The organism is Nocardia sp. NPDC058518 (genome assembly GCF_042719655.1).
Classification (GTDB): Bacteria; Actinomycetota; Actinomycetes; order Mycobacteriales; family Mycobacteriaceae; genus Nocardia.
The window spans coordinates 411687-424976 of sequence record NZ_JBHXNJ010000003.1 but is presented as its reverse complement, the minus strand read 5'-3'; the positions used below and the strand labels follow the sequence as shown (position 1 = coordinate 424976).

Here is a 13290-nt window from a genome sequence, read left to right as displayed (position 1 = left end):
GCTCAGGCGTCCAAGTCGACGATCTGACGAACCTCGGCGCGCCCGCCGACACCGAGCGGAATGGCCGCCGCGATCTCGGCGGCTCGGTCACGTCCCTCGGCGGTGAACAGATAGAGCCCGTCGACCACCTCGGCGAACTCGGGATAGGGGCCATCGGTCAGCAGAACTTGCCCGTCGTGCACCCGCACCGTGGTGGCGGTGGACGGTGGTCGCAACGCTCCGCCGCCGCGGAGGGCCTCGGCGTACTTCTCGCCGAACCGCGCGTGCTCGACCGCCATCGCCTCCCACTCCGGCGTCTCCGGCTCGACCACCGCCGCGGGCTGCTCCCACAGCAGTGCCATCCACCAGTCCGCGCGCGGGGTGTCGTGCGGTAACCACTCGACGAGCGGGCGCACCTCTACCGCGTCACTCTCCACGGCGGGCAACTGCCGCGCCAGGCGAATCGCCTCGTCCAGATCGGCGGCTTCGAACACGTAGAACCCGCCCACCACCTCGGCCTGCTCGGTGAACGGGCCGTCGGTGACCAGGGTCTGTCCGGCCGAGCGCCGTACCTGGATCGCCTCCGCGGACGGGAACAGTGCCGCGCCACCCGCGACGGCCGCGCCCTCCTTCTCCTCGAATTCCGCGTACCGGGTGACCTCGGCGTCGAACTCCGGGGTACCGGGTCGTGCGGCGGGAGTGTCTTCGCGTCCGATCAGTGTGACCAGATAGTGCATGGCGTCATCCTTCCTCGATGCGAGGGGCTGATCACCCCTTCTACCAGGACGACGAACCGCACGGGGTGTTCTCCACACCGGGATCTGGGAGATTTTCTCCGATCGGTTTCGGCTGAACGACCAGTGTGCTGCGGCATCGTGATCGACCTGGGCGAGATCGCCTCCGGCGGCCGGGTATTGCGGTCAGTGATATTGCCGATTCCGGTACCGGGTCGGCCCATCCTTCATATATTGGCTCCGAGTCAATAGTTGATGTTCGCAGCGAAGGCGGAATGGTGAGGGTTCGGGGCAGGGTTGGGAGTGTTGCGGTCGCGGTTCTTGTCGGTGGGATCGGGTGGTTCTCTCCGGTGGGGGCCGAGCCGCCGCTGGGTCCTGTTGGAGATATGGCCTTCTATGCGAACCCGCCGAGTGTCCCGGCCACGCCGGGGGCGGTTGTCAAGAGTGAGCCGATGTCGTTGCCGATCACTCTGCCTGGAGGTGGCGGGCCGATTCCGGCCGACACGACTCGGCTCATGTATGCGAGCACCGATCGCAACGGTGCCGCGATTCCGGTGACCGGTGCGTTTCTGCGTCCGACCCTGCCCTGGCAGGGACCGGGGGTACGGCCGGTGATCGTGGTCGCTCCCGGGACGCAGGGGCAAGGTGATCAGTGTGCGCCGTCGAATACTCTGGCTTACCTGGCGCAGTACAACGGCGGACTTGACCTCGGTGTGCAGTATGAGCAGTACGCGGCGATCTACCCGCTGCTCGCGCTCGGTGCCGCCGTTGTGGTCACCGATCACCAGGGCTTCGGCACGCCCGGTGCGCACACCTATTTCTCCCGGGAGGCTTCCGGTCACGCTGTTCTTGACGCCGCGCGCGCCGCGCGCAACCTCGCGGGCTCGGGGCTGGAAGCCGATGCGCCCGTGGGGCTCTGGGGATATTCGCAGGGTGGCGGTTCGGTTGCGGCGGCGGCTGAGCTGGCCGCTGACTACGCTCCTGAACTTCCGTTGGCGGGGACCTATGCGGGTGCGCCGGTGGTGAGTGTGGAGGCGGAATTGCGTCGCTTCGAAGGTGGTGCTCTCACCGGGGCGATGGGCTATTACATCAACGGTGCCGTCGAGGAGTATCCCGCACTCGGCGCGGCGATCCAGCGGTTGTTCAACGATGCCGGAAAGCAGATGCTTGCCGATACTTCCGGGCAGTGCGTGGCTGAAACCGTTCTTACGCAAGGGTTTCGGGATACCCGAACTTGGACCACTACCGGACAGACCGTTGCCGATGCGCTGTTGTCCGATCCTGGCTGGGCGGCGCACCTCGGCGCTGACCGGACCGGGGGACTCCGCCCCAATGCGCCGGTCCTGGTCCAGGCCACCGCGCACGACGAACTGGTCCCGACCTACTCGGCGCGGCAGGTTGCTGCCGATTGGTGCGCGCAGGGTGCGGCCGTGACTTATCGCGAACTGCCTCTGCCCGGTGATCCGATCGGCCTCGGCGTCTCCCACGTCGCCACCAGCCCGCTGTCCCTGCCTGGCGCCCTGCAATGGATGGGTGACCGCCTCGCAGGACGACCGGGTGCGAGTACCTGCTGATCGCGAGAAGCTTTCTGCCGCAGGCTCCGCAACGAACCGGAACTGACAGCATGGAAGCCGTCAGTCGTGCGAAACAGTGAGCGCGGTGTCGATGAAGAACCGGGTCGATCGCGAGGGCTCGGGGGTGCGTCGCCAGCCGAGATAGAGGGTGGAGGCGGGAATGTCGGGGTCGGGCCAGGAATCGGGGGGTGGTGGTTCCTGATTCGGTGTTGACGACCAGGCGGTGGTGGGCGACGTCGGCCCAGCGCAGCCCGGGGGTTCGCGCGGGTTCGGAGTGGACGGGCATGCGCGACAGGTGCGGACGGCCTTCTCTGATGAGCTGGGCAACTACCCGCTGCAGACCCCGCCCACCCGGGCCTGAATGTCGATGTCAACGGATTCGTTGATGCACTGGTGGACCCCCGCAGGTGACCATCGAAGATCAACGAGACGGCGCCGTTGTCCAGTCAGGCCTTCGAACGGCCGGTGGTCAAGCACCGCGTGCAGACTGTGGAGGCGTCAGCTTCGTCGATCCCAATGGTGGGCGCGCCCCGACGAGTTCATCTGCGGGCAGGGTCCCGGCCAGCACTGCCAGAGCTCGCTTCCACTGGCGTATGAATGCTTCCCGTTCGCCGAGATGGCCGGTCAGCATGGTGGTCATCGAAAGCCCGGTCAGGATGTCGATGGTGAACTCCACCCACAGCTTCGCGCGAGGGTCGGACGCATACGGCTCGCCCAGAACTTCGGCGTAGACCTGCCGCATCTCATCGAAGACTCGCCGCTCCTCTTGAAGGAGTCTGGCGCGCAGGTCTGCGTCCGTTCGTGCCGCGACCCACAGTTCGAGAGCGGTGAAGAAGGCCGGGCTGTTGAGGTCGCGCCAGGCGAGTTCGACCAGCGCCTCCATCCGGTCTTGACCTGCCGGGACGAGTTTGGCCTCGTCACGAAACCGGAGCAGGCGCTTGTCCACCACGTGCGTTGTCGCCGCGATCAGCAACTCCGCGCGAGTCGGAAAGTAGTGCAGCACCGTTCCGCGACCGAGACCGGTGCGTGCCTGAATCTCGCTGATCGTGGTCGCGGGGTGGCCGCGTTCGAGCAGGCATTCGGCAGTTCTGTCCAGGATCAGTCCGCGGGTGGTCGCGCGGCGCTCGGTCTGGGTACGGCGGGGGCGTTGCGTCGTCACATGTCAACCGTAGGTGACGACTAGTCCAGAGGGATCACATTTACAGTACGGTGTGACTAGAAGTATGCAACATGTGTGATCTGCGTCTACACATGACAGTCGAAATAGCCAGTTGACGGGCAGTCGCCACGGGTGCTTCAATGACAAACAGTACGCACTGACTGTTTATGTGACATTGATCGGAAGAGGTAGTGATGGCACGCCGAGAAGTACCGGGGCAACGGACTTCCGAACTAGAGCAATCGTCGGGACCCATGGACGGCCGGATCGAGCGCCCGGTGCCTGACATCGTGGCCGCGCATCAGCGCACGATTCGTTCCGCAGCGCGCATCGGCACCAGTGCCGGGCTGCTCAGGGAGCTTCTCGGTGACTTCACCCTGTTTCCGCAGTGGATGCGGTTGCATGCCGGCTGGCGGGGTGCACCGCCGACTGGAGCTGTAGCCGGGGTGAATTTCACCGAACAGGTCGCCATCATGGGCATTCCGGCCGAGGTGAACTGGCACATCACGTACTCGGATGTGGACGCGATCTCGCTGTCGGGTGTCGGACCGATGGGCTTGGAGCTAGCACTGTGCTTCGGCGTGGATCCCCTGGACGGCGGTGCGCAGGTGGTCGTGGACTGTGGTCTCAGTGGTGACCCGGTGCGCGGACCGATGGGCGGGGCGGTCGCCACCAGCGTTCAAGAGGCACTCGACGAATCCGTCGCTGCGCTCGCTGAGCTTGCCAACACACCTGATCAGTCCCGAACGCCAGCAGGTGGAGGTCCGATCAGGCATGAGGCTACGGGCATGTTGCTCGACCCGCGCACGCCGGTCATCGTCGGAGTCGGGCAGGTGGTGCAACGTATTGCCGATCCCACCAAGGATCCGGTAGCCCTTGCCGTCGAGGCGTTGACTCAGGCGCAGCTCGACGCGACGGTGCCCGACCTTCTCGCCCGAGCCGACGCCGTGTACGCCGTGGCGAGTACGTCGTGGACATATCGCGACCAAGCCGCGCTCGTGGCCGAGAGAGTCGGTGCAACGCCGACCGAAACCGTGCAATCGGCGCGTTTCGGCGGGGATGCCGGTCAAACACTGGTCAATGCGGCGGGCCAGGCCATCGCCGACGGATCGGCCTCGGTCGTGCTGGTCTGCGGCGCCGAGGCCGGGGCGAGTCTGGCCGTCGCGCAGCGCGACGGCATCGATATCGACTGGCCTCTGCAGGCAGGCGATGTCGAGCCTTCCCAGGTACTTGGCAGCGAACGAGAAGCAAACAACAAGGCCGAGGCGAACGCAGGGCTGGGCGCGCCCGTGTACACCTACGCGCTGATCGAATCAGCAGTGCGGGCAAAAGCTGGCGAAACGATCTCCGAACACCGTAAGACCATCACCGAGCTGTGGGCCGGAATGTCCACGGTCGCGAACGGCAATCCCTACGCCTGGCTGCCGGAGTCGTTCACAGCCGAGGAACTGGCTCGCGCGGACGAGAAGAATCGGCTGGTTTCGACTCCGTATCCGAAGCTGTTGTGCGCCAACCTGCAGGTCGACATGGCAAGCGGGCTGATCATGACCAGCGCCGCCGCAGCTGTGGCAGCAGGCGTGCCGCAGGACCGCTGGGTATTCCTGCACGCGGGCGCCTCGGCCAACGACGAGTGGTTCGTATCCGAACGAGGCGATCTGGCCGCGTCGCCGGCGATCGCAGCGATCGGGCAGGCCGCGCTGACCGAGACCGGACTGGGAATCGACGACATCCGCCACATCGATCTCTACTCGTGCTTCCCAGCGGCCGTCCAGATCGCCGCCGCCGAACTCGGACTGCCGATCGACGCGACACGGCCACTGTCTCTGACCGGGGGGCTCACCTTCGGCGGCGGGCCGGGCAACAACTACGGCGGGCACGCGGTCGCGACGTTGGTCCAACGGTTGCGACGCGAGCCGGAGACATTCGGACTGACGAGCTCGCTGGGCTGGTACCTCACCAAACACGCGCTCGGCATCTACTCGGTACAGCCGCCACGCCGCCTGTACCGATCGCTGACCCCTGTGGTCGAGCCGGCACCCACGCGAGCAGCGTTGGTCGGGTACAGCGGTCCCGGTGTGGTTGAGGCATACACGGTGCAGTACCGGCGCGGCGGAGAGCCAGAAGCCACGATCCTCAGCGTGATCACCCCCGAAGGCGCGCGGGTGCTCGTCCGTGACACCGACACCGATCTCGCGACCGAGTTCGCGACGTCGGATCCACTCGGATGGCAGGTCGAAATCGCCGGCACCGACACACTGGTGATCAGCCGTGACCGCAACCCGTTGCCTCCCTGCCCCGAACCCCCCGTCCTCGTGGAAAATCGCGGGCCGGTGCGAGTGATCACCTTGAACCGCCCGCACCGACGCAACGCGATCGACCATGCCACCGCACACCTGCTCGAGCGGGTCATCGACGCCTTCGAAGCCGACGACACCGCCCGCGTCGCGGTCATCACCGGAGCCGGCGGAACCTTCTGCGCCGGAATGGATCTCAAGGCCGCAGCCGCCGGCGAGTTCCCGCTCACCGATCGGCGAGGCCCGCTCGGCATCGCCGGGCTTCCCATCACCAAACCGCTCATCGCTGCCGTCGAGGGTCATGCCCTGGCCGGTGGCTGCGAGCTCGCGCTGGTCGCTGATTTGATTGTTGCGTCCTCGGATTCGCAGTTCGGGATACCCGAAGCCAAGCGTGGGCTCGTCGCTGCCGCCGGCGGGGTGCTGCGGCTGTCCCAACGGCTGCCGCGCAACATCGCGATGGAGCTGGCACTGACCGGCGACCCGATGCCTGCGGTCCGGTTGGCCGAACTCGGCCTTATCAACCGAATCGCCGAACCGGGCCACGTCCTGGAATGCGCGGTCGAAATGGCCGAACGGATCGTCTGCAACGCACCGCTGTCGGTAGCCATCAGCAAACAGATCATCGACCAGGCAGCCGACTGGACCCGCGACGAGGAATTCGGCCGCCAGACCGATCTCGCCGGCCAGGCACTGTTCTCACACGACGCGGCAGAAGGCGTCGCCGCCTTCGCCGCCCACCGTGACCCGGTCTGGCAGGGCCGGTGAACCAGAAGGCTTCGCACCCACGTCAGTCAGCTCGAGGAGGAGCGATGACCCGACAGCAGATCAGCCTCAACCCGGCCACCGACGAGGTAGTCGCAACTTTTCCTGTACACACCGAGGATCAGGTCCGGGAGATCGTCGCACATGCGAGGTATGCCTCGATCTGGTGGAAGCAACAAGGGTTCCACGGTCGACGTCGAGCCCTGCTGAACTGGAAGCGCTACCTAGCCGGACACAACGCCGAACTGGTCGATCTCCTGCATCGGGAAAACGGCAAGCCCCGCCCGGACGCCGGTCTCGAATTGCTCCTGGCCATCGAGCACATCGACTGGAACGCCCGCCACGCAGGCAAGGTCCTGCGTTCGCGACGGCGTAACCCCGGGCTCCTGCTGGCCAACTTCTCCGCTCGCGTCGATCACGTCGCCTTCGGCGTCGTCGGAGTGATCGGCCCCTGGAACTATCCGATCTTCACTCCGAACGGATCAATCGCCACCGCCCTGGCCGCGGGGAACACCGTGGTGTTCAAGCCGAGCGAATACACCCCCGCTGTCGCCCAGTGGTACGTCAACGCATTCGCCGACGCCAATCCGGAAGCACCGACCGGCATCCTCTCGCTGATCACCGGAGACGGCGAAACCGGTGCTGCGCTGTGCCGCTCAGGTGTGGACAAGATAGCCTTCACCGGCTCGGCCGCAACCGGACGCAAGGTCATGTCCGCCTGCGCCGAGGTCATGGTGCCGGTCGTCATGGAGCTCGGCGGCAAGGACGCGGCGATCGTCGCCGCGGACGCCGACATCGCCGCTGCCGCGGACGCGATCGCCTTCGGTGCGATGGGCAACAGCGGTCAGACCTGTGTCGGTATCGAGCGGGTGTATGTCGAGCGAGCCGTTCGCGATCAGTTTCTCGACAAGCTACGTGGCGTGCTGGCCGACGTACGCCCTGGCACCGGGATCGGCGCATCCTACGGCCCGATGACGATGCCGAGCCAGATTCCGGTCGTCCGGCGCCACGTCGAAGACGCTGTCGCCAGCGGAGGCGAGACCGTCATCGGCGATATAGGCGATATCGGCGAGCGCTTCATCGCACCCATCGTGATTCTGGATCCAGGCCACGAATCGGCAGCGATTCAGGAGGAGACCTTCGGCCCCACCCTGACCGTGACCACCGTCACTTCCCTGTCCGAGGCCGTCGATCTCGCCAACGATGTCCGGTTCGGCCTCGGCGGCGCGGTGTTCTCCCGCCGCCGCGCCCGAGAGGTCGTCGAGCGACTCGACACCAGCCAGGTCTCGGTCAACTCCGTCCTCGGCTTCGCGGGCATGGCGCGCCTGCCCCTGGGCGGACGAGGGGAGAGCGGCTTCGGCCGTATTCACGGCCCCGAGGGACTGCTCGAATTCACCCGCACCCGAGCAGTCGCCACGCAGCGCTTCCCGGTCCCCGGCGTGCACCTGCTGAGCTTTCGCCGAGCGCCTTGGATCGATCGACTGCTGCCCCACCTCATTCGACTGCTGCACGCCCGATGACAGGAGCCATCGTGCACAAACTTTCGGTGGCCGTGATCGGATCCGGCTTCGGTGGCCTCGCCGCCGCTATCGAATTGAAGAAGCAAGGCTTCGACGACATCGTCGTGTTCGAGAAGGGCGCCGATGTCGGCGGCGTCTGGCGCGAGAACACCTACCCCGGCGCCGCCTGCGATGTGCCCTCACCCTTCTACTCGTACTCCTTCGAACCCAATCCGCACTGGCCAAGAAGGTTCTCGCGCCAGCCAGCGATCCTCGACTACATCCGCCACGTCGCAGACAAATACGACATCCGCCCCCACATCCGCTTCGGTGTCGAAGTGCTGAGCGCGGATTTCAATCGAGTTACTCGACAGTGGACCGTCACAGTCGCGGGTGGCGAGAACGCCGAGTTCGATGTTGTCGTCTCCGCCGTCGGGCAGCTCTCACGCCCCTCGATCCCTGATATCCCCGGCCGGGAAACGTTCACCGGTCCTGCATTCCACTCTGCGGAGTGGGATCACGGGATCGACCTGACCGATAAGCGAGTGGCGGTCATCGGCACCGGTGCCAGCGCCGTGCAATTCGTGCCGGAAATCCAGCCGACGGCCGCACAGCTGACGCTCTTCCAGCGCAGCGCGCCCTATATCATTCCGCGCCCGGATCGAGAGTTCTCCAGCACCCATCACGCGGTATTCGAGAAAGTGCCGCTGACCGAGCTCGCTGAACGCGCGACCTGGTACGGACTGGTCGAGAGTCTGTCCGTTGCCTGGGTCTACGCCAAACCGCTGGCGCGAGTCATCAAGGCGATCTCCAAGCGGCACATGCGCAAGCAGACCGAAGCCAAGCCCGGACTGTTCGGGAAGATCTGGCCGGACTACGACATCGGCTGCAAGCGCATCCTCTTCTCGGACAACTATCTGCCTGCGCTGGCCGAACCCAACGTCGACGTGATCACCGACCCGATCCGCGAGATCACTCCCACAGGTGTCGTCACTGCCGATGGCCGCGAACACGGGGTCGACGTGATCATCTGGGGTACAGGGTTCAAAGCCACCGAATTCCTTGCCCCGATGACCATCACCGCCGACGGCAACAACCTGCACGATGAATGGCGCGATGGTGCCCACGCCTACTACGGCATGACAATTCCTGGATTCCCCAATCTCTTCGTCATGTACGGGCCCAACACCAACTCCGGCGGTGGCTCGATCATCTACTTCCTGGAAGCTCAGGCGAAATATCTCGGCGGCTATGTCGACCACCTGGCGCGGGCCGGAGCACCCCTCGACATCAAGCGCGAGGTCGAACGGGCATACGACGAACGGATCCAGCGTCAGCTCGGCGACAGCGTGTGGAGCCGCTGTTCGTCCTGGTACCGCACCAGCACTGGTCGGATCACCACCAACTGGCCACAACTCGGCATCGAGTACAAGACACAGGCGAAGTTCGATCCCCACGACTACGAGGTACTTTCCAGATGACCACTCACGACAAGTACGACTACGACGTCGTCGTCATCGGTTCCGGATTCGGTGGCAGCGTCACCGCCCTGAGACTGACCGAGAAAGGCTACCGGGTCGGAGTACTGGAAGCAGGACGACGCTGGGAGCCCGGGAACTTTCCGCGGACCAATTGGAATGTGCGCAAGTCGATCTGGATGCCCACACTCGGAATGACCGGACCTCAGCGCATCAGCGTGCTGGGCAAGTGTGTGGTATTCAGCGGTGCCGGGGTCGGCGGCGGGTCACTGATCTACGGCAACACCCTCTACGAACCGCTGCCGGACTTCTATACCGACCGCGCGTGGGCACACATCACGGACTGGAAAGCCGAGCTTGCACCCTTCTATGACCAAGCCAAACGCATGCTCGGAGTCGTCCCGAATCCGCGAATCGGCCCCAAAGACGAAGTACTTCTGCAAATAGCCCGCGACCGCGGCGTGGCCGATACGTTCCACCGCACCCGGGTCGGGGTGTTCTTCAACGAGGGCAAAGAAGGAGTCGAGGTCGCCGACCCGTACTTCGGCGGCGCGGGGCCACGGCGCGCCGGCTGCATCCACTGCTCGGAGTGCTTCACCGGCTGCACTCACAACGCCAAGAACACCACCGATGTGAACTACCTGTATCTGGCAGAACGGAACGGCGCCGAAGTCCATCCGCTGACCACCGTTACCTCGGTCGAACCGGACGGACGCGGTGGATACCTCATCGATACCGTGCGCTCGAATGGCAAGCTGCGCAAGGATCGTCGTGTCTTCACCGCCGAGCAGGTGGTATTCGCCGCAGCGGCGCTGGGCACACAGAAGCTGCTGCACCAGCTCAAGCGCGACGGTGTCCTGCCCCAGTTGTCCCCGCGATTGGGTGAGCTGACCCGTAGCAACTCCGAGGCGATCATTCCGGTGCCGAGCAACACCCGCACCGACTTCGCCCAAGGCGTTGCGATCACCTCATCCATCCATCCCGAGCCGCATACCCACATCGAGGTATGCACCTACGGCAAGGGGCAGAACGCGCTGTTCGTGCAGACCGTGCCGATGATCGACGGCGGCGCCTTCCGGTGGTTGCGGTTCCTGCTGGCCATGGTGCTGCATCCGATCACCTTTCTCCGTTCGCAGAACGCGCACCGCGCGTCGGAACGGTCGGTGATCTTGCTGGTCATGCAGTCGCTGGACAACTCACTGACGTCCTATCTGAAAGGCCGCAGACTTCTCACGCGGCAAGGCTCCGGGGAGCCCAACCCTGACTGGATCCCCACTGCACACGAGGTTGCTCGCGAATACGGTGCCGCGATCGATGGCGCACCGCACAACGCCGCCACCGACATTCTCAATATCCCGGCCACTGCTCATTACCTCGGTGGTGCCACGATCGGCGATTCACCCGAAACCGGCGTCATCGACCCGTGGCAGCGGGTGTACGGCCACCCGGGGCTCCATATCGCTGACGGTAGTGCCGTGACCGCGAACCTCGGGGTCAACCCCTCGCTGACGATCACCGCCCAAGCCGAACGCGCCATGGCGTTCTGGCCTAACAAGGGTGGCAAAGACCCACGGCCGGCATTGGGTTCGCCCTACCAGCGCCTGGTACCGGTCGCCCCGAACAACCCTGCTGTACCAGCCACCGCACCCGGTGCGCTCCGTCTCCGTACTTCGATTTCCCGCGTTCGAGAGGACCGTTGATGTCTACCCTGCACCGTCTGCCTTGCGGCACCCCGACCACACTTGCCGAGGCATTCCAGAACATCGTCCGCCTCGATCCCGAAGGGGTCGCGGTGCGAACACCGGGCAACGCGATACGCATCACCTGGGCCGACTACGCCCGGCGAGTCCGCGAACTGGCAGGTGGGCTCGCCGGACTCGGCGTCCGCCCCGGCGACACCGTCGGCATCCTGCTGACCAATCGGCCCGAGTTCCACCTGATCGACACCGCCGCACTGCACGTGGGGGCGATCCCGTTCTCGATCTACAACACTCTCGCACCCGAACAGCTGGCCTATGTCCTCGACAACGCAAGCGCCAGGGTGATCATCACCGAACCCCGCTATCTCGAGACGATCGCAAAAACCGGTGCGGAGCTCGACCACATCGTGTGTCTCGACGACGAGATCGAGGGCACCGTCGCTTTCGATGCGCTGCCTGGATTGGTTCCCGCCGAGTTCGACTTCGAAAGCCGATGGCGCGCAGTCGCTCCCGATGACGTATGCACCCTGATCTACACCTCCGGTACCACCGGAAGCCCGAAGGGAGTCGAGCTCACCCACGCGAGTCTGCTGGCCGAGTGCGTCGCCTTCGACCAGGTGGTGGAAGTCCGCCCCGGTGACCGGATCACCTCCTACTTGCCGTCTGCCCATGTCGCTGACCGACTGTCGGCGCACTACCTGCAGATGACTCACGGCGTTCAGACCACCGACATCGCCGATTTGAGCACGATCGCCGAAGCGTTGCCTGATGTGCGCCCGACGATCTGGCTTGCGGTGCCGCGCGTCTGGGACAAGATGCGATTCAGGATCGAAGCCGCCATCGACCAAGCCCCGAGCCCCCTGCGGCGCGAACTCGGGCGCCGGGCGTTGTCCCTGGCCATTGAGCGTGTCCGGGCCGAACAGGCCGGCCGCCGGATCGCTCCGCACAAGGAACTCCTCTGGCGACTGGCTGACTTGCTCGTACTGTCAAAAGTACGGGCCACTCTCGGCTTCGACGAATTGCGGTGGGGCATCTCCGGCGCGGCGGCGATCTCGCCCGACACCCTGGAGTTCTTCTTGGCCATCGGTATTCGGGTCTGCGAAGTCTGGGGAATGACGGAAACCTCGGCAGGCACCACCATCAACCCGCCGGACGCGATCCGCATCGGAACGGTCGGCAAACCGGTGCCCACCGTGGAGTTGAAACTCGCCGAAGACGGTGAACTACTCCTGCGCGGCCCGATGATGATGCGCGGCTACCGCAACGACCCCGAACGCACCCGCGAAGTACTCAGCGCCGACGGGTGGTTGTCCACCGGTGACATCGGCACCGTCGACGCCGACGGCTACGTCACTATCGTGGACCGCAAGAAGGAACTGATCATCAACGCGGCCGGCAAGAACATGTCGCCGACCAATATCGAGAACACGATCAAGTCCGAATGCCCCGTCGCGGCCACCGTCGTCGTCATCGGCGATTCCCGGCCCTACAACGTCGCGCTGATCGTCCTCGACCAGGAAACAGCGGTCGAGATCGCCGCGACGCACGGCCGTGAGCTCGTCGACGCCGCCGACCTGGCCGCCGACCCCGCGGTCTTGGCGGCCGTCGAGGCAGGGGTCACCAGCGGCAATGCCCGCCTCGCACGAGTCGAACAGATCAAGAAGTTCACCGTGCTACCGGCGTTCTGGGAGCCCGGCGGTGCCGAGCTCACGCCGACGCTGAAGTTGCGGCGCAAGCCGATTTCCACGAAGTACGCCGCCGAGATCGAGGAGCTTTACGCCTGAGGGACCCCGGAACACCCTGGTCTGCGCGGACCAGGTACTGGCTGGAAATGCCAGCCCTCCGGTCATGGTCGACACGGATGACGTGTGCGCGGTCCTGCAGACTCGCGGCATGCAATCGGTGGCGGACAGGGTCGGAGAGGATCCGGGCCACAGTCGGTGAACGGACTGCAGAACGATCATCGGGCAGGAGTCGAGGATCGGCGTGACAGATACTCGAGGAGGGCTCGCTCGCCGGACCTGTCACACTCTGTCAACTGAGCGGTGGGCGACCACCTCATCGACCCCGCTCCCAAAGGCAACCGCAAACGTTGCGAACAACCAGTTGAA

8 protein-coding genes are annotated in these 13290 nt (G+C 65.2%); 6 read left to right on the top strand and 2 right to left on the bottom strand.

From position 1 onward, the window contains the following. Positions 1 to 2: 2 nt before the first annotated feature. Positions 3 to 716: a YciI family protein gene (locus ACFWPX_RS08970; protein ID WP_378926948.1), complete on the bottom strand. Its 714-nt coding sequence runs from the start codon at positions 714 to 716 to the stop codon at positions 3 to 5. Between the two features lie 449 nt (positions 717 to 1165). Here ACFWPX_RS08970 and ACFWPX_RS08965 point away from each other — a divergent pair, with 449 nt between their 5' ends. Next, positions 1166 to 2287, top strand: a complete 1122-nt coding sequence (locus ACFWPX_RS08965; protein WP_378926947.1) for a lipase family protein — start codon at positions 1166 to 1168, stop codon at positions 2285 to 2287. A 469-nt stretch (positions 2288 to 2756) separates the two neighbouring features. Here the strand turns inward: ACFWPX_RS08965 and ACFWPX_RS08960 are convergent, their stop codons facing one another. Then, the gene (locus ACFWPX_RS08960) at positions 2757 to 3446 is read right to left on the bottom strand and encodes a TetR/AcrR family transcriptional regulator (protein ID WP_378926946.1); all 690 of its coding nucleotides are present in this window, start codon (positions 3444 to 3446) and stop codon (positions 2757 to 2759) included. A 254-nt stretch (positions 3447 to 3700) separates the two neighbouring features. On the opposite strand from ACFWPX_RS08960, the gene ACFWPX_RS08955 reads away from it, so the two are divergent. From ACFWPX_RS08955 to ACFWPX_RS08935, 5 genes are read left to right on the top strand one after another with little or no spacing between them, the layout of a single operon-like run. Beyond that, positions 3701 to 6505 carry a crotonase/enoyl-CoA hydratase family protein gene (locus ACFWPX_RS08955; protein WP_378926945.1) on the top strand — a complete coding sequence of 935 codons (2805 nt, stop codon included), beginning with the start codon at positions 3701 to 3703 and terminating at the stop codon, positions 6503 to 6505. A gap of 44 nt (positions 6506 to 6549) precedes the next feature. Then, positions 6550 to 8022, top strand: coding sequence for an aldehyde dehydrogenase family protein (locus ACFWPX_RS08950; RefSeq protein WP_378926944.1), 1473 nt, complete (start codon positions 6550 to 6552; stop codon positions 8020 to 8022). An 11-nt stretch (positions 8023 to 8033) separates the two neighbouring features. Beyond that, on the top strand, positions 8034 to 9482 hold the full coding sequence (locus tag ACFWPX_RS08945) for a flavin-containing monooxygenase (RefSeq protein ID WP_378926943.1): 1449 nt from the start codon (positions 8034 to 8036) through the stop codon (positions 9480 to 9482). Then, the gene (locus ACFWPX_RS08940; RefSeq protein WP_378926942.1) at positions 9479 to 11179 is read left to right on the top strand and encodes a GMC oxidoreductase; all 1701 of its coding nucleotides are present in this window, start codon (positions 9479 to 9481) and stop codon (positions 11177 to 11179) included. The genes ACFWPX_RS08945 and ACFWPX_RS08940 overlap by 4 nt, the downstream gene beginning before the upstream one ends. Next, on the top strand, positions 11179 to 12963 hold the full coding sequence (locus ACFWPX_RS08935) for an AMP-binding protein (protein WP_378926940.1): 1785 nt from the start codon (positions 11179 to 11181) through the stop codon (positions 12961 to 12963). The genes ACFWPX_RS08940 and ACFWPX_RS08935 overlap by 1 nt, the downstream gene beginning before the upstream one ends. The last annotated feature ends 327 nt before the right edge of the window (positions 12964 to 13290 follow it).